Origin of the sequence: Paenibacillus sp. VMFN-D1, from assembly GCF_003386155.1 — a bacterium.
Classification (GTDB): Bacteria; Bacillota; Bacilli; order Paenibacillales; family Paenibacillaceae; genus Paenibacillus_AQ; species Paenibacillus_AQ favisporus.
Genome location: NZ_QRDU01000002.1, coordinates 242,805 through 262,884, shown reverse-complemented (window position 1 = coordinate 262,884; position 20,080 = coordinate 242,805). Strand labels below are relative to the sequence as shown.

General features: G+C 58.7%; 19 protein-coding genes and 1 riboswitch. Of the genes, 4 read left to right on the top strand and 15 right to left on the bottom strand.

Annotated elements, in window-relative coordinates; translation table 11 throughout:
* Window positions 1–108: 108 nt before the first annotated feature.
* From C7820_RS16460 to cobD, 11 genes are all read right to left on the bottom strand, one after another.
* Window positions 109–1,722 carry a cobyric acid synthase gene (locus C7820_RS16460; protein WP_258875282.1) on the bottom strand — a complete coding sequence of 538 codons (1,614 nt, stop codon included), beginning with the start codon at window positions 1,720–1,722 and terminating at the stop codon, window positions 109–111.
* A gap of 16 nt (window positions 1,723–1,738) precedes the next feature.
* Window positions 1,739–2,572 (bottom strand): adenosylcobinamide-GDP ribazoletransferase, encoded by an 834-nt coding sequence (cobS, locus tag C7820_RS16455; RefSeq protein ID WP_116231973.1) that lies wholly within the window; start codon window positions 2,570–2,572, stop codon window positions 1,739–1,741.
* On the bottom strand, window positions 2,569–3,162 hold the full coding sequence (cobU, locus tag C7820_RS16450) for a bifunctional adenosylcobinamide kinase/adenosylcobinamide-phosphate guanylyltransferase (protein WP_116231972.1): 594 nt from the start codon (window positions 3,160–3,162) through the stop codon (window positions 2,569–2,571). The genes cobS and cobU overlap by 4 nt, the downstream gene beginning before the upstream one ends.
* The gene (cobT, locus tag C7820_RS16445; RefSeq protein ID WP_116231971.1) at window positions 3,159–4,229 is read right to left on the bottom strand and encodes a nicotinate-nucleotide--dimethylbenzimidazole phosphoribosyltransferase; all 1,071 of its coding nucleotides are present in this window, start codon (window positions 4,227–4,229) and stop codon (window positions 3,159–3,161) included. The genes cobU and cobT overlap by 4 nt, the downstream gene beginning before the upstream one ends.
* 93 nt (window positions 4,230–4,322) lie before the next feature.
* Window positions 4,323–5,102, bottom strand: a complete 780-nt coding sequence (locus tag C7820_RS16440) for an ABC transporter ATP-binding protein (RefSeq protein WP_116231970.1) — start codon at window positions 5,100–5,102, stop codon at window positions 4,323–4,325.
* Window positions 5,099–6,145, bottom strand: coding sequence for a FecCD family ABC transporter permease (locus tag C7820_RS16435; RefSeq protein WP_116231969.1), 1,047 nt, complete (start codon window positions 6,143–6,145; stop codon window positions 5,099–5,101). Before C7820_RS16435 ends, C7820_RS16440 begins: the two co-directional genes overlap by 4 nt.
* Complete coding sequence (locus C7820_RS16430; protein ID WP_116231968.1) at window positions 6,145–7,158, bottom strand: ABC transporter substrate-binding protein; 1,014 nt, start codon at window positions 7,156–7,158, stop codon at window positions 6,145–6,147. Before C7820_RS16430 ends, C7820_RS16435 begins: the two co-directional genes overlap by 1 nt.
* Before the next feature lie 352 nt (window positions 7,159–7,510).
* A riboswitch (cobalamin riboswitch) is annotated at window positions 7,511–7,728 on the bottom strand.
* 283 nt (window positions 7,729–8,011) lie between these two features.
* Window positions 8,012–8,953 carry a histidine phosphatase family protein gene (locus C7820_RS16425; protein WP_116231967.1) on the bottom strand — a complete coding sequence of 314 codons (942 nt, stop codon included), beginning with the start codon at window positions 8,951–8,953 and terminating at the stop codon, window positions 8,012–8,014.
* A complete protein-coding gene (gene cbiB, locus C7820_RS16420; RefSeq protein ID WP_116231966.1) occupies window positions 8,941–9,912 on the bottom strand; it encodes an adenosylcobinamide-phosphate synthase CbiB in 972 nt (323 codons plus the stop codon). Before cbiB ends, C7820_RS16425 begins: the two co-directional genes overlap by 13 nt.
* Window positions 9,909–10,631: an adenosylcobinamide amidohydrolase gene (locus tag C7820_RS16415; protein WP_116231965.1), complete on the bottom strand. Its 723-nt coding sequence runs from the start codon at window positions 10,629–10,631 to the stop codon at window positions 9,909–9,911. Before C7820_RS16415 ends, cbiB begins: the two co-directional genes overlap by 4 nt.
* A gap of 187 nt (window positions 10,632–10,818) precedes the next feature.
* Entirely contained in the window at window positions 10,819–11,913 is a 1,095-nt protein-coding gene (cobD, locus tag C7820_RS16410; protein ID WP_116231964.1) for a threonine-phosphate decarboxylase CobD, read from the bottom strand.
* A 172-nt stretch (window positions 11,914–12,085) separates the two neighbouring features.
* Here cobD and lplA point away from each other — a divergent pair, with 172 nt between their 5' ends.
* Both lplA and C7820_RS16400 read left to right on the top strand, forming a co-directional pair.
* Entirely contained in the window at window positions 12,086–13,087 is a 1,002-nt protein-coding gene (gene lplA / locus C7820_RS16405; RefSeq protein ID WP_116231963.1) for a lipoate--protein ligase, read from the top strand.
* 185 nt (window positions 13,088–13,272) lie between these two features.
* A complete protein-coding gene (locus C7820_RS16400) occupies window positions 13,273–13,737 on the top strand; it encodes a GNAT family N-acetyltransferase (RefSeq protein WP_116231962.1) in 465 nt (154 codons plus the stop codon).
* Window positions 13,738–13,789: 52 nt separating this feature from the next.
* Here the strand turns inward: C7820_RS16400 and C7820_RS16395 are convergent, their stop codons facing one another.
* A complete protein-coding gene (locus C7820_RS16395; protein ID WP_116231961.1) occupies window positions 13,790–14,050 on the bottom strand; it encodes a YqkE family protein in 261 nt (86 codons plus the stop codon).
* 174 nt (window positions 14,051–14,224) lie between these two features.
* Here C7820_RS16395 and C7820_RS16390 point away from each other — a divergent pair, with 174 nt between their 5' ends.
* Together C7820_RS16390 and C7820_RS16385 are read left to right on the top strand one after the other, a co-directional pair.
* On the top strand, window positions 14,225–15,127 hold the full coding sequence (locus C7820_RS16390) for a DMT family transporter (RefSeq protein ID WP_076173428.1): 903 nt from the start codon (window positions 14,225–14,227) through the stop codon (window positions 15,125–15,127).
* A gap of 345 nt (window positions 15,128–15,472) precedes the next feature.
* A complete protein-coding gene (locus C7820_RS16385) occupies window positions 15,473–16,270 on the top strand; it encodes a Cof-type HAD-IIB family hydrolase (RefSeq protein ID WP_116231960.1) in 798 nt (265 codons plus the stop codon).
* Window positions 16,271–16,396: 126 nt separating this feature from the next.
* Here the strand turns inward: C7820_RS16385 and melA are convergent, their stop codons facing one another.
* From melA to C7820_RS16370, 3 genes are all read right to left on the bottom strand, one after another.
* The gene (gene melA / locus C7820_RS16380; RefSeq protein ID WP_116231959.1) at window positions 16,397–17,905 is read right to left on the bottom strand and encodes an alpha-glucosidase/alpha-galactosidase; all 1,509 of its coding nucleotides are present in this window, start codon (window positions 17,903–17,905) and stop codon (window positions 16,397–16,399) included.
* A 141-nt stretch (window positions 17,906–18,046) separates the two neighbouring features.
* Window positions 18,047–18,994 (bottom strand): AraC family transcriptional regulator, encoded by a 948-nt coding sequence (locus C7820_RS16375; protein ID WP_309545760.1) that lies wholly within the window; start codon window positions 18,992–18,994, stop codon window positions 18,047–18,049.
* A gap of 29 nt (window positions 18,995–19,023) precedes the next feature.
* Window positions 19,024–19,800 (bottom strand): MBL fold metallo-hydrolase, encoded by a 777-nt coding sequence (locus C7820_RS16370; protein WP_116231958.1) that lies wholly within the window; start codon window positions 19,798–19,800, stop codon window positions 19,024–19,026.
* Window positions 19,801–20,080 lie beyond the last annotated feature (280 nt).

Genomic DNA, 20,080 nt, shown 5'->3' with positions numbered 1-20,080 from the left:
GGTAGGGTTAATTTCATGTTAGAATTTGCTGTAAAAAAAGAAAAAAGAAGCCATTCGCCAAGTATACTTCGGAATGACTTCTATTTATTACCCGTATCCTGCTCAAAACTATACCGTCTTGGCGGATATTCCCATGATTTGATACACCTGCTCCAGATCGAGATGCTCTCTGACGAGCGACGCAACCCGGTCAAACTCCTGCTCTTTTAGCCCCGATGCGGAGAAAGTCTCCTTCACCGGGCGGAGCCCTTTGCTCTCGCGGATCTGGTCGAGCCATAAACGGCGAAGCCGGTCGTTATGAAACACGCCGTGCAGATAGGTGCCCCAGATCCGCCCGTCCAGCGTCCCCCAGCCTTCGGCGGCCGGCTGCTCTCCGTCCGGCCCCAGCTTAAACACCGGGGCCATCTGCTCCCCTTTCAGGCTGCGGCTCTGCCCCATATGGATTTCGTATCCTTCAACGGAAATCGGTTCGCCGGCGGCCAGCAGGCATCGGCTCTCTGCGGACAGCAGCAGAGGAGAATGGTCCGCAACCCGGCCGGTCACCCGGACTGTGCGCTTCTCCTTCGCAAACGTCGTTGCGACCGGCAAATAGCCGAGTCCCTCCTCCTCGCGGGCAACGCCGCCATCGGCGGCGTCCGGATCATGCAGCATTTTGCCGAGCATCTGGTACCCTCCGCAGATGCCGGCCAGCTGCGCATCGCCCGATTCGACGGCTGCGGCGATAGCCAGATCGAAGCCCTGGCTGCGGAGATACTGCAGGTCCCCGATCGTATCCTTCGTCCCCGGCAGGATGATCACATCCGGATGACCGAGATCAGCCGCCTTGGTAATAAAGCGGACCCGGACATCCCTTTCCTCCTGCAGCGGGTCAAAGTCTGTGAAGTTGGAAATGCGCGGATAGCGGATGACGGCAATGTCGATGTCCGCTTCCAGGCTGGACTGCCCTTTGGCGGTCAGCTCATCCAGCACGACGGAGTCCTCCGCCTCGATGCGGATGTCCGGGATATACGGAAGCACGCCCAGTACCGGAATGCCGGTCCGCTCCTCCAGCCAGTCCAGCCCCGGCTGCAGCAGGGACAAGTCCCCCCGGAACTTGTTGATGATAAAACCTTTCACCCGCTGCCGCTCGTGCGGCTCCAGCAGCTCTAAAGTACCCACCAGGAACGCGAACACGCCGCCCCGGTCGATGTCCGCAACGAGCAGCACGGGCGCATCCGCCCAGCCGGCCAGGTTCATATTGACGATGTCACGGTCCTTCAGATTAATCTCGGCCGGGCTGCCTGCGCCTTCCATCACGACGATGTCGTACTGCCCGCGCAGCCTGTCGAGGGCTTCCAGCACCGTGTCCTTCGCTTCCGGCAAAAAGCGGCTGCGGTAATCGGTCGCGCTCATGTGTGCCAGCGGGCGCCCGTGAACGACGATCTGCGAATGCATATCGCCCGTCGGTTTGATCAGGATCGGGTTCATATCGGTGGTCGCCTCGATCCCGCAGGCTTCAGCCTGCATCCCCTGCGCCCGTCCGATTTCCTTGCCGTCCGCGGTCACGTAGGAATTCAGCGCCATATTTTGCGACTTGAACGGTGCCGTGCGGTATCCGTCCTGCACGAAGATCCGACAGAGCGCCGCGGTCACGACGCTTTTGCCGACGTCCGAAGCCGTTCCCTGCAGCATCAGCACGGCCCCCGGAGAGCCGTCCTTCCGTGTTGTATCGGTTAATTCCATCGCGTCTGCCTCCTAGTCAAAAACGGTAGATGAGTATGGTCAGCACGAGCAGAAGCACAGTCTCAATGCCCTCGTTCAGCGCGCCGTAGGTGTCGCCCGTTAAGCCGCCGAGCTTGGCGTTCATCCGCTGCCCTGCCCACCATCCGGCAGCCCATGCCGCCAATGGAAGCAGCAGCCAGGCTAATCCGGCATGAAGCCAGGTGATGCCTCTATAATTCCATATCCCGGCAGGTCCGTAGGGAAGCAGCGGAGACAGTAGCGCCGCGATCAGGGTGAGCCCTGCCGCCAGCAGGAAGGACTCCATGCTCTGCTTCCGGGTCATGCCGTTGAAATAGCTGCCCGCCAGTCCCTCTTTGCCCCGCGCCATCGGCCAGGAGACCATCGCATGGACCATGAACCAGCGGCTCCATACCGGCGGCAGCAGCAGAAGCAGCGGCGGAAGGCCGCCGAGCAGCAGCGAGTAAATCAGCGATGCCTTCAGCAGCAGGAGAAGCACACAGGCCATGACGCCCATGGCTCCGACCCGGCTGTCCTTCATGATCTCCAGCATCCGCTCCCGCGAGCGGTAGCTGAGCAGGCCGTCCGCCGTATCCATCCAGCCGTCGAGATGCAGGCCTCCGGTCAGGCCGACCCACAGGATCAGCATGAGAACGGCGGCAGGAAGCGGCGGAAGCAGATACGAAGCGGCCGCTCCGCCGATCCAGACGGTCAAGCCGACCGCCAGCCCGACCAGCGGATAGAAGCGCGTACTCCGCCGAAATAGCTCTGGCGTATAATCCAGGGTCATCTTGACCGGAAAACGGGTCAAAAATTGAAAAGCGGCCGCAGCCGCCTGAACGTTCATTTTCATAGGTGATACTCCCTGCTCTTGAGCTCGATCGGAATGCCGGCCGTCACCAGAAAAACCTGGTCGCTGACGGCCGCTACCTTGCGGTTCAAGATCCCCGCATAATCGCGGAACACCCGACCCAGCAGGTATTCCGGCACGATGCCGTCGCCGACCTCATTGGTGACCAGCACCAGCGGAGCGGGATACGCCTGAATCTGCTCCACGAGTTGGTTGATGGCCTCCATGAGGCGTGACTCCATATCCTCCTCGCCCTCCAGCGCCAGGAGCGTATTGGACAGCCACAAGGTCAGGCAGTCCACCAGCACGGCCGGCGCACGATCTTCCGCGGATGAAGTTGCGCCAGCGGGATCAGCCTGCCCGGTGCGCAGCGTCTGCAGCAGCTCCGCCAGCCGCAGCGGCTCCTCCCGGGTTTCCCAGGGATACGCCGCCTCCGTGCGCTGCTGCCGATGGAGGGCGATCCGCTCCTCCATCTCCCGGTCAAAGGCCTGCGCCGTCGCCACGTACACCGCCTGGCCAGCGTGGGCCATCATCCAGCGCTCCGCAAAGGAGCTCTTGCCGCTGCGGGCGCCGCCCGTTACGAGTACGCTCACTCGGACGTCACCGCCTCGCCGCCGGAGATGCCGGCGCTTTCGAAGGTGGCCATCTCGCGCACGATGCGGCACGCCGCGTCCACCAGCGTCAGGCCGAGCACGCCGCCGGTGCCTTCGCCGATGCGCATGTCCAAGTCAAGCATCGGCGCCAGCCCGAGCTCCTGCAGCAGCAGGCGGTGCCCCTGCTCATGCGAGGCGTGGGACGCGATCATGTATTCCGCGGCCAGCGGACAGATTGCCCGCGCCAGCAGAGCAGCGGCGCTCGAAATAAACCCGTCGATGACCACGGGACATCGATGGGCGGCCGCGCCGAGGATGACCCCGGCCAGGCCGCCGATTTCGAGCCCGCCGACCTTGGCGAGCACATCGATCGGGTCGGCCGCGTCCGGCGCGTTGACGGCGAGCGCCTTCTCGATGACGCCAATCTTATGAAGCAGGCGCTCGTCGGTCAGGCCTGTCCCGCGTCCGGCTGCTTCCTTGACCGGCGTGCCGGTCAGCGCGCACATGACGGCCGAGCTGGCCGTCGTGTTGCCGATGCCCATTTCGCCGGTAACGAAGATGCGGACGCCTTGCGCCACCGCTTCCCCGACGACGGCGATGCCGGTCAGGATCGACTGCTCCGCTTCCTCGCGGGTCATCGCCGGCCCCTTGGCCATATTGGCCGTCCCGTACCGCACCTTGCGGGACACCAGCTGCGGATGGGCAAGGTCACTCTTCACCCCGATGTCGACGCAGACGATGTCCGCGCCGGCCTGCCGCGACAGCACGTTGACCGCTGCGCCTCCGGCGAGAAAATTGAGGATCATTTGCGGCGTCACTTCCTGCGGGAAGGCGCTGACACCTTCCTCGCACACGCCGTGGTCCGCAGCCATGATGATAACCTCTTTGCGCTCGAACAGCGGTTTCGTCTCGCCGGTTATGCCGGCCAGGCGGATTGCCAGCGACTCCAGCTTGCCGAGGCTGCCCGGCGGCACCGTCAGGTTGGCGATATGGGCTGCCGCCTCCTTCGACGCGGTCTCATCCAGGGGCTGAATCCGCTCCACGTACTGCTTCACAAGTTCGTTCATCTTGCATCTACTCCCTCTCTCGTAAAACTGCCTTCAAACCGATCAACTCACAGCCCGCCTACTTCCGCACTCGTTCTCCGAGCTGCTTTAATCCTACCGCTGCCTAGTCACCAGTACCTGCGGAATACCGCTGACCGGATGGGGAACGATGACCGGCTCAATGCCGTACACCAGACGGATCGTTTCCTCGGTCAACATGTCTTCCGGCGTTCCCATTCCGACCGCCTGCCCGTCCCTTAATACCAGCAGTTTATCACAAAACTGCGCCGCCAGGTTCAAATCATGCAGGACGGCGACGACCGTGATGCCCTCTTCCTTCCGCCACTGCGCCACCAGCTCCATGAACTGGTGCTGGTAACGGATGTCCAGGTAAGTCGTCGGCTCGTCAAGCAGCAGAATCTGCGGCTCCTGCGCCATCACTTTGCCAAGGGCGACGCGCTGGCGCTGCCCGCCGCTCAGCTCATCCAAGGGGCGGTCGGCAAGTTCGTGCAGCTGCAGCTTATCCATAATGCCCTCAATCAGGACGTCAGGATCGCCGCCCTCGTCCCGTCCGAGCCAATCCTGATACGGGTAACGTCCCATCTCCAGCACTTCCCTGACCGGATAATGAACAGGAGGAAGGCCGTCCTGCTGGAGAACGGCCATCATGCGGGAAAGGATTTTCCGGTTATAGGCAGAGGCAGGTTTACCGTGAATCAGTACCTCGCCGCTGCTGGCCTTTTCCACGCCGGAAACCAGCTGCAGCAGCGTCGACTTGCCGCTGCCGTTCGGCCCGATAATCCCCCACCATTCGCCTTCCTGGACCGACCAGTTGAGGCCATGGAGAGCTGTAATGCCGCCATACTGCTTCCCTGCTTCCCTGATCTCGATCATGTCCATCTCCCCTTCCGCTGCTTTTTGTTCCGGTACAGCAAATAGGCAAAAAACGGAGCGCCTACGAAGGCCGTCACCACGCCGAGTGGAATCTCGGTCGGCGCCAGCAGGGAACGGGCGATCGTGTCGGCCCAGACCATAAAGACAGCTCCGCCGATGGCCGACAGCGGCACGATCAACCGGTAATCGGGACCGGTGATCAGCCGGATCACATGCGGAATGACGAGTCCGACGAACCCGATAATGCCCGCAACCGACACCGCGGCAGCCGTGAGCAGCGTGCTGACGAGCAGCACCCCCAGCTTCACGCGATCCACGTTCATCCCCATATGGGCCGCCTGCCGCTCACCTAAGGACAATAGATTCAGCGCGCGGGCCCGGCTCCAGACCACCGCAAATCCCACCAGAAAATACGGCAAAAGGATGGCCGTATACGACCATCCACGCAGGCTGAGGCTGCCCATTGTCCAATATATAATTTCATTGATCGTCCGGTTCGACATCGCCGAAAGGAAGGATACGACCGCTCCGAGAAAGGACTGCATTACCACACCGGACAGAATCAGACTGTTCGTCGGAATTTTCCCGCTCTCCCTGGCCAACGCGATGACCATCCACAGCGTCAGCATCCCGGTCACGAAAGCGACCGCAGGCAGCGTCCAGCCGCCGAAAAACGAATACTGCAGCCCGAAAAAGATCAGGAACGACGCGCCTACTGCCGACCCCGAGGAAACCCCGAGCGTAAACGGATCAGCGAGCGGGTTGCGCAGCACCCCCTGGAACCCCGAGCCGGCCACGGCCAAAGCCGCGCCGACCAGCATGCCCAGTAGAATCCGCGGCAGCCGAACCTTCACGATAATCTGCTCAAACGATGCGTTCCACGTCGGGTCGATATGGCTCCCGATCCATGGAATCCGGTGCAGTAGAATGAGGGCGATGTCACGGACCGGCAGCGCGACCGAGCCAATCCCCAGACAGATCAGCAGGGTCAGGACGAGCAGGACGATGCCGATTCCTCCATAGCCTGCCAGCTTTTTGCTCATTATTTAAACAGGTCCGGATAAATGGCTTTCGCCACTTCCTTCAAGCCCTGCGTGACACGCGGGCCCGGACGGCTCAGCAGATTGTCGTCAAGACCGATGACCGCGTCGTTCTTCACGGCTGTAATCTGGTCCCAGCCGCTGCGGCCTTTAATGATATCGCCAAGGCTTTTCTTCGTCTTCTCGTCGATGACGCTGTTGGCATACAAAATCACGTCCGGATTGTCCTTGATGATTTTCTCTTCGCTGATTTCATTCCATCCAACTGTATCAGAAGCAATATTAGTTCCACCAGCAAGATTAATTATCTCATCCATAAATACTCCTTTGCCCGCTGTCCAGCCTGGGGAGAATTCAATATATACCTTTTTCTTCTGCTCCGGCGTCAGCGATTTTACCGCTTCAGTAACCTCATTTTCCTCCTGCTTCATCTTTTCGACCACCGCTTTGGCTTCCGCCTGATGATCGGTGATGAGGCCGTAGGTTTCGATATTTTTGATGACGTCATCGACCGTTTTCGGATCGGTCTTGAAAATTTGAATGCCGAGGTCGCGCAGCTTCTTCACCGCTTCCTTGCTCATCGAAATGCCCGTGAACACGATGTCCGGCTGGGCCGCAATGATCGCTTCCTCGTTCGGTTTAGCAATGCCGCCCATTTTCGCCTTGGACTTGGCTGCTTCCGGATAATCATCATAATCGGACACCCCAACGATCTCGCTGTCCAGCCCAATCGCAAAGAGTGCCTCCGTTTCCGCCGGAGATACCGAGATGATATGCTTCGGCGCTTCCTTGAAAGTAAAGGACTCTCCGGTCGCATCCTGAATGGTCAGCGGATAGGTTGTTTTCAGTTCGTCTGTCTTTGTCTGCGACGCGCTGTTATCCGTGCTTTGCTCCGTTTGGGCAGCAGGCTGCTGCGAGGCGGAGCTGTCTTCCTTCTTGGCGCCGCAGGCACTCAGCGATAAGGCAAGCAGCAGCGCCGCAAGGCCTGTGGACCAGCGTTTCAACGTTACGTTCATGATTTCGTTCTCTCCCTCTTTGTCTATCGAATAATTTGCACAAAAGAGGCCTGACCGGTATACGAAAACGGAATAAACCTGACGGAAATGCTAGAGTTGCAGCGCCGCTGCTCACCATGAGCAGGTGTATGGCGTCTGTCGCTCCATTCTTTGTCAACTAAAAAACCCTGACTCTTGTTCGATCAAGAATCAGGGATTACGTCTGCACGGAACATCCCGCGGCATCGCCGCGATGGACCGGTGTGCCTTGTGGCATGCTGCGAGGCCAAGAGTTCAAGCCAATGCTTGCTTGGGCCGCGGCGAACATGCGTTATGAAGGGCACGTGAAACGTAATCCTTTCCTCGAAGGACCGTCATTTCCTCTCGTGAGGCAGGTCTCCTGACTTACAGGCTGGATAAAATCGTCCCCGCCTTCCCATCCCGTGTAGCGGCGGAACAGTGGCTTCCTGGGGACATACCTGTTTACAGTGGCGGGACCGTGCCGGAGTTGCACCGGCTTCCCTTTTCACCCGGATCAACGCTCGCCTTATACGGCAGACAGCTTCCGGGACCTCACAAGCACTCCTATTCAATTATCCTGGCCATGCTTCTTTTGTCCTGATTATAGGGGAAAAGCCTGCGGGTGACAATGGAATTTTTGTGTCCGGCACTTGCCGGGATACATGTCCGGTCGCATGCCGGGGCATGTCCGGACCCGAGCCCGCAAGCATGTCCAACCCCGGGGGAACGGACGATTCGGGAAACACGTCCTCGTATGCCGGCGGCCTGAGTCGATTCGCCGCTTTCTGCTGGCCAGAGTGCAGGCAAGACCCTGACCGGTCAATGCCGACCATTACCTTGTTTGCATCCTCTCTCAAGCTTCATTCACCAGCTTGCCGTTCCAATCGCCGGTTTCTTCAGTGAAGCTCAGCCGGATCCGCAGCAAACTCCCGGGCTGAACATGAACGTCCCAGAAGGACAGCCCCGGGACGAGGCTGACCGCAAGCTGCCGCAAGACGCCGCCATGGGCGACGATCAGCATCTCCGGCGGAACCGGCGCTTCGGGGCTGGTGCCTTCCGGTCCTTCCGACCGGGAAAGAGCCGCCTTGTTGTCATCGCTCGTTTGTGATCCGGGAAGTGCCGCCTCACCAATCTCGATCCTTTGCGATTCGGGCAGTTCCGCCGCGCCAGTCTCATTCCCTTGCGATCCGGGCAGTGCTGCCTCACCAATCTCGATCCTTTGCGATTCGGCAAGTTCCGCCCAGCCAATATCGCTTCCTTTCGATCCGGAAATTGTCACCCCGCCAATTTCGTTCCTTTGCGATTCGGAAAGTGCCGACCCGCCGTCGTTCTGGGCCTCTGCCAGTCTGCTGCATGCCCCTTCCACATCCTTCAACAAGCTGCCGATAAACCCGTCGACCCTCCCGGCAAAATCCGCCCATGACTCCCCGCCCGGCGTCGTCACCTGCTGCGGCGAATCGATCCACTGCCGGTATAGGGGCTCATGCTGCAGCTGCTCATAGGTATGCCCTTCCCAGGCGCCAAAGTCCATTTCCCGCAGCCTCGGGTCATACGTCGCAGTATCTGCGTGCGGCGGACTGATGATCGCCAGTGTCTCCCGGCATCGGGCCAGGTCGCTGCAATATACGCCGTGGAACGCCTTCCCGGCCAGCTCCCGGGCCAGCGGCGCAAGCTCATCCCTGCCGCCCGGATCCAGCGGGATATCCGTATGCCCGAGGTAACGCTTCTCCCGGTTCCACCGCGTCGTGCCGTGCCGGACCAGCAGCAGATCGACCTGTTTCGCTAGGACGTCCATAAGCTGCCCCCTGCCGCCCACAGCACGGCGATGCCCAGCAGAATAAAGATGACCGATACCGTGATAAGCAGCCGGATCGTCATCGTGATGTCGCGCGCCTCCATCGGGCGCAGCGCCTCGCCCATGTAAGCCCGGAACGAGACGACGCCGTGGTACACGTTCTCGCCGCCGAGCCGGATGCCGAGCGCGCCCGCCACCGCGGATTCGGGGAAGCCGCTGTTCGGGCTCGGATGGCGGCGCGCGTCCCGGCGCACGGTGCGCCAGGCTCTGGCGGCGTCCAGACGCAGCAGCCAGGCGGACAGCACTAGGATGCCCGCAGTGATCCGGGCGGGAATGAAGTTGGCGATGTCATCCAGCCTCGCCGACGCCCAGCCAAGATGCAAATATTTGTCGTTCTTGTAGCCGACCATGGAATCGAGCGTGTTCACCGCCCGGTAGGCCATCGCCAGCGGCGCGCCGCCGATGATGGCGTAGAACAGCGGAGAGACGACGGCGTCGACGATATTTTCCGCCACCGTTTCGACCGTGCCGCGGACGATCTCCGGCTCGTCCAGGTGGGCAGTGTCCCGGCCGACGATCATGCCGAGCGACTTGCGCGCCTCCGGCAGGTCGCCGCGCCGCAGATGGCCAAGCACTTCCTTGCCGGCATCCTTCAGGCCCTTGACGGCGATCGTCGTGGCGATGAGCACCGCCTCCACCGCCCAGGCCAGCCACGGATGCACCTGATGCAGTCCCCAGAGCACAAGCCATGTCAGCAGCAGAGAGCCGCCCGCCACGATGACCGGGAGCAGTATCCCCGCCCGCTTGAGTCCTGACGGGCGGGTGGCCCTTGCCCGAATAGCGTTTTCCACCTTTTTGATCGCCTTGCCCATGCCGATGACCGGATGGGGAATCCACCTCGGATCCCCGATGATCCAATCGATGGTAAAAGCTGCGGCTAGGATCCATATTGCGGTCATTTCCGCTCGCTCCAGGCCGCCAGCAGGCCTTCCTTCACCGTGCCGTACACCGCGCGTCCAATCATCGCGCCGAGGTCGGTCGCGGTGCCCGCATAGCGGTGCAGCCCGGCGTAAGCGGCGCTTTGGCTGACGCCGAGGACGACGGCGTCCGTCGTCGTCCCCGTAGCGATCAGCCCATTGTCCGGGTCGCGCACGTCCAGGTCGGCCAGCGCCGCGGCCTTGGCCTCCACCGCCGTCATGACGGCATTCAGCATGGCCGCCTTCGTCAACTGGCCGTCGATGGCCAGCATGATGTTGATCGTTCCCGGCGTATAGGCCGCGAACGTCCGCCGCTCCGAGCCGGCGCGGGCCGCATTGGATACCCCTGCCGTCGTGCAGCAGAACACCGCGGCCTGATCGTTCTTCTCCTCATGCACCGCCGCATGGCGCAGCTGGACCGCCGTCAGCAGCCCCGCTGTCGACTCCAGCGGGTATCCCCACGCCGTGAGCCATTCCTCCGTATCGCGCACCGGGTCGCTGCAGTCATATGTCCGGTCCACATACATATTCGTCACCCGCTGCAGCCTGCCCATGCCGCCTCCGTGAATGGAGCTTCCGAGACTGTCGAGCAGCTCCGGCGCCTCAAGCAGCAAATGCCGCTCTTTCCGTGTCAGCACGAGTCCCGGCCACACGGCGGAACGGTACGTATCCTGCAATCCGTCCATAAATGGTGTCGTCATCGCTTCTTATCCCCCATATCGATCTTGTGTTTATGCGGCATCCGAAATCCGGTCCGCAAAGGATGTGTACACCCCGCGCCAGCGCCTCTCCAGCGTAGCAGCTGTACAGCCCTGCGTCTTGGGCCTGCACAGCCTGTCCTATTGTGCAGATCTGCTCCTTACATCAAAATGGCTCCCAACGTGCAGATCATTCCGCCCGGCTTGGAAGCACGTCGCCCAGCACCGCAAGCAGCCGCGCATTGGCGTCCGCTCCCTTCACCGCAAACCGGACATGTCCCGGCCCCAGGCCCGGGTACATGGCGCAGCTGCGGATCAGGACGCCGCGAAGCCCGAGCTCGCGCTGCAGCTCCCCGGCACTCCACGGTGCCGGCAGCTCAGCGAGCAGGAAATTGGCTTCGCCGCCGCTCACGCGGCAGCCCAGATCCCGCAGACCCGCCGTCAGCCGGGCGCGCTCTGCGGCGATCAGCTCCAGCGTCTCGCGCTCATGCGCCTCGCCGCCCTCGAGGCACAATTCCCCGGCGAGCAGGGCCAAGCCGTTGACGCTCCACGTCACCTGCTTGCCCGTCATCGCCCGGATCACGTCCGGATGCGCGGCCGCATAGCCCAGCCGCAGCCCCGGAATGGCATAGAACTTCGTCATCGAGCGGACCAGGATCGCCCGCGGAAACCGCTCCAGCTCCGGCAGCAGCGTCATCCGCCGCCCTTCCGGGATGAAGTCGATGAACGCCTCATCGACGACAAAATAGGTCCGGGTCCGCTCCGCCTCAGCCGCCAATTCCCGAATCTCTTCGAGCGGATACTGCACACCGTTCGGATTGTTCGGCTGCCCCAGAAAGAGCAGGTCTACCTTCCTCATCATTCCGGCAATGTCCGAAACCTCAGCTCTCCAGTCGCGCTCCCGGCTGCCGAAGACGGCGTGCACCTCGGCGCCGAACTGCTCCGACAGCTGCCGGTACTCCGAAAAGCAGGGCTGCACGATCCCGACCCTCGACGGCGCCAGCCCGAGCAGCAGGAGCGCCATCGATTCCGCCGCCCCGTTACCGATGCTTAAATGTTCCGGCGCCACGCCCAGTTTGCGGGACAGCAGCGCTTTCAGGCGTCGGTGTCCCGGATCCGGATAACGAAGGATGGAAGGCAGCGCCTGTCCCAGCTTCGCCATGACGCCTTCCGGCGGACCCAGCGGATTGATGTTGGCGCTGAAATCCAGAAAGGACGCTGGATCGCCGCCATACAGTTCCGACGCGCTCTCCAGATCCCCACCATGTCCGTATCGTTCCAGCATATGTATTTTCCCCCCAGCAGTTCACTGTCTTGAATCGCTTGCGAATGACCCCATTATGGGGCCAAATTTCGCTGCGCGTCAATTCGGTTTTCTCTTTTGTTTCTTGTCCGCAATTGGTTTACAATAGACGAGGAACCGAATTAATTAAGGCCTTTTAACGGAGGAATCAAATATGCTGTTTATCGATAACCAGGGAATTACCGACCCTGCCGTCAATCTGGCGATTGAAGAATTCGCCCTCAAACATCTGCCTATGGACGACAGCTACCTGCTGTTTTACATTAACCGTCCTTCGATCATCATCGGTAAACATCAGAACACCATCGAGGAGATCAACCAGGAATACGTGAAAGACAACAATATCAAGGTTGTTCGCCGGCTCTCCGGTGGCGGTGCGGTGTACCACGACCTCGGCAACCTCAACTTCAGCTTCATTACCAAGGATGACGGGGAATCGTTCCACAATTTCCTGAAGTTTACCCAGCCGGTCATCGACGCGCTGCACCATATGGGTGTTAACGCGGAGCTGAGCGGACGCAATGACCTGCAGGTCGGCGAGCAAAAGATTTCCGGTAACGCCCAATTCTCGACCCGGGGCCGGATGTTCAGTCACGGCACGCTCATGTTCAACCTGAATCTGGACGATGTTCAGGCTTCCCTGAACGCCAATCCGGAGAAATTCAAGTCGAAGAGCACCAAGTCCGTACGCAGCCGCGTCGCTAACATCAGTGAGCTGATGAACCAAAAGATGACGATCGAGGAGTTCCGCTCCGAGCTGCTCCGCTACATTTTCGGCATGGAACCAAACGAAGTTCCGCAGTACAAGCTGACGGAAGCCGATTGGGAGATTATCAACCAAATTTCCAAGGACCGGTACCAGAACTGGGAATGGAATTACGGGCAATCTCCGCAGTCCAACGTCAAGCATACGAAACGGTTCCCGGTCGGCATCATCGACATCCGGATGGATATCAAGGACGCGCGGATTCAGGATATTAAAATATACGGCGACTTTTTCGGCGTAGGCGATGTGGCGGATATTGAGGACCGTCTGCGCGGCAAGCGTTACGAAGAGTCCGAAGTCCGGGAAGCCCTCGCGGACATCGACGTGAAGCACTATTTTGGCAACATCGGAATGGACGACCTGATCGGTCTAATCTTTTTGGAAGAATAGCTGGACCCGGAAATCGTCCTTATTGTAGTAGTGACATACAGCAAAGAGAGGCCTATGAATTCCATGGACCTCTCTTTTTTATCGCTCGAACCTTCTCATCCTATGGTATAATCGGCTGCAAAAGCTTGCAGACGGTGTCTTTCGCTCACCGCTCAGGCTCACATGAACGGAGGTAAGGTTTTTCGATGGAAATCAGGCCGATCCTTGAGACCGACTATGACCGCGTGATCCCGGTCGTCAACGACTGGTGGGGCGGGCGCCAAATGACGCATCTGCTGCCGAAGCTGTTTTTCGAGCATTTTCAAAATACCAGTTTTGTGATGGAGGAAAAAGAGAGTGGAAAGCTTGTCGCCTTCCTGATCGGTTTCCAGTCCCAGACGCATCCGAACGAGGCGTATATCCATTTTGTCGGCGTCCATCCCGATTATCGCAAGCAGGGCACGGCCCGGACGCTGTATGAGCTGTTTTTTGAAAAAAGTCTTCAGCTCGGCTGCGACACGGTGCGCTGCATTACCTCGGCTGTGAACGAAACGTCCATGAAATTTCACGCCCGCATGGGCTTTAGGCTGACGATGGCCAAAGACTATGCCGGTCCGGGGCAGGATTACATCTTATTCGAAAAGAAGCTAAATATGGACAGTGAAAAATAAGCACACAAAAAGCTGCCGCTAACCGGCAGCTTTTCTAATAGTTATCATTTTCTCATTTATATTTACGCCAGTCCATGCTGCTGTTCTCCAGCAGATGTTCAAAATCGTTATCCAGGCGCTTCTGTTCCGCTTTGCGCGCTTCGGCCGCTTGTCTCTCCTGCTCTTCCTTCTGCTTCTGCTGCTCCGCCTTCAGCTCGTTGGACTGCTGCTTCAGCTTATCCAGCACCTTGCTGCTCAGGAGATCCTTCAGCGTCGCCGGTTTATCCGAGACTTGCGGCTTGCTCGGGGCTTGGTTTCGGTTCTTCTTAGCCATCGTATCATCTCCGTTTCCCCCACATTATAGCAGGTTTCCCAGGCTCCGTCATGCCCTGAACCCGCCCTTCGTGCCTTTTTGATCCTTGTTCTCCCTCCGGTTTTACGTTACAATTTGGTCGCTTGCCTGTTTTGCACAGGCCGATCGTACGAACCGTGAAAGGAATGACTTCATTTGAACCGCTCCCGTATTGCCGACCTCAGCCTGCTCATCGTGGCGATGATGTGGGGATGTACCTTTTTGATCGTGCAGCATGCGGTCCGGGTCCTGCCTCCCCTTGCCTTCAACGGCATCCGCTTCTTGGGTGCGGCGGTGCTGCTGGCCCTGATCATTACGTTTTTCTACCGCAGCCAGTGGCGGGATATTTCCGGCAAAATGCTGCTCCACTCGTGCCTGCTGGGCCTTTTTTTGTTTCTGGGCTATGCCTTTCAAACGGTGGGACTGCTGTACACGACCACTTCGAACGCCGGTTTTATTACCGGCTTGTCCGTCGTGTTTGTTCCGTTTTTGGCGCTCCTGCTGCTGAAAAGCCCCATTTCCCGCTATACGTGGATCAGCGCGCTGCTGGCCGCCGCTGGCTTATACCTGCTGGCTTTCGCCGGCACCGCCCTTACGCTGAACAAAGGCGACTTTCTCATCTTCCTGTGCGCGGTGGCGTTCGCTCTGCATGTGGCGTATACGGGCGTGTTTGCGCCCCGCTATTCCGCGCTGCCCCTGGCTGCGATGCAGATGGCGGTCGTCGGGCTGCTCAGCCTCCTCTCCTCGTTGTTATTTGAGGATGTGGGCCCGTTGACGCAGGTGGCGGATCGTCTGCTGAAGCCGGAAGTGATCTGGGCGCTCCTGGTGTCGATCGGTCCGACCAGCGCGTTCGCCTTTTGGATCCAGACCGTGTGCCAGAAATATACGAACCCGTCGCGGGTTGCCGTCATTTTTGCCATGGAACCGGTCTTTGCGGCATTGACGGGCGTCACCTTCGGCGGAGAGGTGCTCGGCGCCGCGGCGGGACTGGGATGTATTTGTATTTTTGCCGGAATGATCCTCGCGGAATTGAAATCTGCCCCGCGTGAGGTACAATAAGAAAAGTATGATCGATGTAATCCACAGAAGACAGACCGCTTTTAGTGGAAACTTTTCTTGCGAGATCAAGATGCTTTTCCCAATAGAGGTTGGACTTTCTGATCTCTAAAGAAAAGTATGATCGAAGTACTTTCACAGAAGACAGACCGCTTTTAGTGGAAACTTTTCTTGCGATAATAGAATGCTTCAGCTTCGCTGAAAACGATAGATTCTATTATCTAGATAAGAGCCATACTGTGCAGGAACGTTTAGATAAATACCCTTCCTGCGGTAGAGAGAACATGGACGAGCTGTTCAGCGCATTTAAAGGATGAAAGGTTCGCCATGATTAAAGGAGAGAGAACCATGTACAAATTGATCGCGATCGACATCGACGATACTCTGATTAACGACGATAAAGAGGTGACCCCGGGCACCCAGCAGGCGCTGGAGCAGGCGGTCGCCAAAGACGTAGTCGTCACGCTGGCCACGGGCCGGGCCTATGCCTCCGCTCAGGCCATTGCCCGCCAAACCGGGCTGAACGTACCGATCATTACGTACCAAGGGGCACTGGTCAAAAACCTGATGGACGAAAAAGTGCTTTACGAGCGCTACGTGCCAAAGGATGCGGGATACAAGCTGTTCCAATACTGCATCGAGCATAACCTTCACCTGCAGGTTTATATCGACGACAAGCTTTACGCCCGTGAAGAGAACCAGAAGCTGAAGGATTACAGCGAACTCAACCGCACGCCTTACTATATCGAGCCGGATTTTGAAAAGCTGATCGCCCAGAAGACGCCGAAGATGCTCATCATCGACGATCCGGACTACCTGGATCAGCTGATCCCGATTCTGCGCGACCTGCTGGGAGACGAAGTGCACATCACCAAATCGAAGCCGCACTTCCTCGAAATCATGCACCGCGAAGGCACCAAAGGCCATGCCCTCACCTTCCTCGCCAGCCACTTTGGCTGCGACATGTCCGAGACGATCGCCATCGGCGATTCCTGGAACGATCATGAGATGCTGGAAGCGGCAGGCCTGGGCATTGCGATGGGCAACGCCATCCCGGCGCTGAAAGACATTGCGAACTACGTAACGTTAAGCAACAACGACGAAGGTGTGAAGGCCGCTATTGAGAAGTTCGTGCTGAACGTATAATTCGGTCGAATATTTAGCGATACGCAAGATTTACAAAAGACAGCCGCGAATCAGGATCACCAATCCTAATTCGCAAGCTGTCTTTTTTGTTTGCCGGCTGATATTTCCCGGCTGCTGGTTTACCGTTTACTGAACCGCTTTGGCCCGGTCCTTGCCTTTATCCGACTCGCCGGCATTTTTGTTGGCGGCTTCCCGGTCCTGCTGCATTTCCTCCACGGTCTTCACCTTGAGGCGTGCCGCGCCGCGGTATCCTTCCCGGGTCGGAATCAGGTTGCCGGAAGCCAGCCGTACCGACGCCTCGGCGATGGCATCCCCGTATTGCGGCAGCCACTGCTCCTGCGCCACGAGCATTTCATCGACCATCTGCCAAATTTCGTTCGGATTGCACACCGCGCCGACCAGCGGGTCCATCATGAACGCCTGGCGAAGCAGCTTGTCGTCGCCGTGCACGGCCGCTTCCACCGCCAGCCGCTGCACGGAAATGCTCACATTGCAGACCGCCGCCGGTCCGAGCGGCAGATCCCCGACCACCGGCATGGAGATGCCGTTGCGGTCGACGTATCCCGGAGCTTCGATGATCGCGTCATCCGGCAGATTGGTGATCACTCCGTTGTTGACCACGTTGAAATGCCCCCGGTACACCCGTCCCGTCTCCAAGCCTTCGATGATGTAGGATCCGTGCTCATGGCTGCGCTGGTCCTGCTTGTATTCGAACGGCTTCTCCTTCATCCAGTTGGGAAAATCGGTCTCAAACCAGTTGCGCCCTTCCGTGCAGACGCGAAGGTATCCTCCGGTCTCCCCGTTGATCCAGCTGCCGAGGTCGATCCAGTCGTTGATTTCGTCCGCCCGCTTGCGGTACCACGGAACATACTCACTGAGATGTCCGTTCGATTCCGTACTGTAATAGCCGAAGCGGCGCAGCATGTCGATCCGTACCTTTTCCGTCCGGCTGAAATCCGGATGCTTCTCGAACGCTTCCAGCAGCTTACCAGTCAGGTCCTCTCCGTTATGGCGGATCTGGACATACCACGTCTGATGGTTGATGCCCGCGCAGATGATATCCACTTCCTCCTGTTTCAGACCAAAAGCTTCCGCAATCTGCCAGTGGCCGCCCTGAACCCCATGGCACAGTCCGACCGTGCGGACTCCGCCGTACTTGTTGCAGGCCCACGTGAGCATCGCCATCGGATTGGCGTAGTTCAGCAGCAGCACGTCCTTGGACGCCATTTCGCGGATATCCTTACAGATGTTCAGCATCTCGGCGATGCCGCGCTGTCCGTACATGATGCCGCCTGCGCACAGCGTGTCGCCCACACATTGATCGACGCCGTATTTCAGCGGAATGTCCACATCCGTCGCGAACGCCTCCAAGCCGCCAACGCGGATCGTACAGATGACGTATTTGGCATCCTTCAGCGCCTCACGGCGGTTCGTTGTCGCGTGAATGTTAATGTCCAGCCCGTTCTCCCGAATGTCCCGCTGGCACAACTCGGTTACCATGTCCAGGTTATGCGGATTGATGTCCGTAAAAGCAACTTCCACGTTATGAAATTCCGGAACGGACAACAGGTCACGCAGCAGTCCGCGGGTAAAGCCAATACTTCCCGCCCCGATAAAAGCAATTTTAAATGACACGGCAAAAACCGCCTCCCTCAAGAATAGTCGCCAGGTTCACCCTGATACAGGTATTGTAGCAACCCTTTCTGGGAAAACGTTATCAAATTCATGACCTCTTTGCCTGAAAAGTGTCAACAATTCTCACTTTTTGGATTTGGATTACTGCACGTCCCGGGAATCCACGTACCCTGCGATCCGGGAAGCCTTCCGGTACTCGACCGGCGTCTGGCCGGTATGCTTTTTGAACATCAGATGGAGATACTGGCGGCTGCCGATCCCCACATAATCCGCGATATCCGCCACAGGAATTTCCGTCTGCCGCAGGAGCATTGCCGTTTTGTCCATCCGGTAGGCGTTCAGGTATTCCATGATCGACATGCCTGTCTTCTGCTTGAATACCCGCTGCAAATACCCAGGGTGAAGCCGGACATGCTCGGCAGCGTCTTTTACCTGGATGCTGCGGTCATAGTTTTGATACAGGTATTCGATGCACTGCCGCACGTACATACTCTGCGTATCGGGACCGGCCTCCACATATTCCTGATGCAGCCGGGCAATCCGGATCAGCAGCTCGGCGAGCATCAGCTGCGGCATCAGCTCCTGTCCGGATTCGGCGGCGTCCAGCTCCAGAACAAGATTTTTCAGCAGCTGATGCACGTCATGAAATTCCCTAAGCACGACATAGGGAGCCGGGTTCCGGAACAGCGCCGCCAGCGCCTCCTCTCCCTCGGCCAGCTGTTTCGTCGACGGCAGCACCCCATCCCGCTCGACAAAGCGGAATTCGATGTTGAGCATCCGGCAGGTCCCCGTCACCAGCAGACGATGGGGAACGGTTCCGTCCAGCAGGATAAAGCCACCCTTGGTCAGATGCACAACCGCTTCGTTTTCGCCAAACGGCTTCACCCCGACTGAGCAGTTCCCGTCTATGACGTACATGATTTCGGAGGAGTCATGGGTATGCAGCGCCATGTCAAAACCGTTCCACTCTTTAAAATAGTAGGCGCTCACCTCCGGACGGCAGTCCGCCAGCATCAGCTTTTCGGGAAATAATCCGCCGGGTTCCCATCCGTCCAATTCGCTGCCATTCCATCCGCTGACATTTGCCATGGATACGAACCTCCTTTTTCCCTTAGCGGTCAGCCCAGCTCAACCTTCATTCCGGCCACGGCCAGTGTCACCTGCGGAGGGAGCGGATAAGACCGGTTCAGGTCGATATCATGCGACATATGGGTGTAGACCGTTCGCAGCGGCTTCACCTCCTGCAGCAGCTCTGCCGCTTCCTTCATATCGTACACGGACCGGGTGGGATAAGGCGCCGTCTCATGAAAAAAGCTCGTCCCGAGCACCAGCAGATCCAGGACGTGCAGCGGCCGTTTCTCCTCCTCGTTCAGACCGATCGAGTCCGAGCAGTACACCCAGCGGAAGCCCGGTTTCTCCAGCCGGTATGCATAGGCATAACCGTTCGCCCCATGCGTCACCTTCCACGTGGTGATGTTCCAGCCGCCAAGCTCGATTCCAGCATCCGCGGGAATCATTTGAAGCTGCCGGTGGATCCACGGAAACTGCCGCTGAATTTGGTCCAGCACCTCCTGCGGGGCATACAGCTCCCCTTTGGCCTGCCGCCAGCGGCATTCATCCGCCCACTCCGGCAGACCGCCGATATGGTCAAAATGCGCATGCGTCACCAGCACCCGCGCCGTCGCCCGCTGCCCGATCGCTTCCATCTGGCTGCGCCAATCCGGCCCGCAATCGATGAGGAAGCTGTCTCCCTCCTCCTGCCCTTGGACGAGCACCGAAGAACGCAAGCGGCGGTTCATCCCCGTCGTCCGGGCCTCTTCGCACACTTCGCAGCTGCAGTATACGCGCGGGACGCCCATCGCGTCCCCGGTTCCCAAAAAGATCAATGCGTCCATTGCGTCGGTCATCTCCTTATTTTTCCTATGTATGTAGAGTGATGGTTATATTCCTGGTTCGTTACAGCTATATAGAATGAACTCAAGAAATTCATGTTGAAGGGCTTGGATAAGCTGTTACAACAGGGGGTTCAATTCAAAACTTGAGTTCAATCTATAATATGATACCATATTCGCCTTTCTGAGAGTTCTCGGTCCAGAGACCGACTGCAAAATCATACCAGCGGCGATTTTTTCCGGCCGCTTATTCGAGTACACTGAGATCAAAGCTGCGAACGAC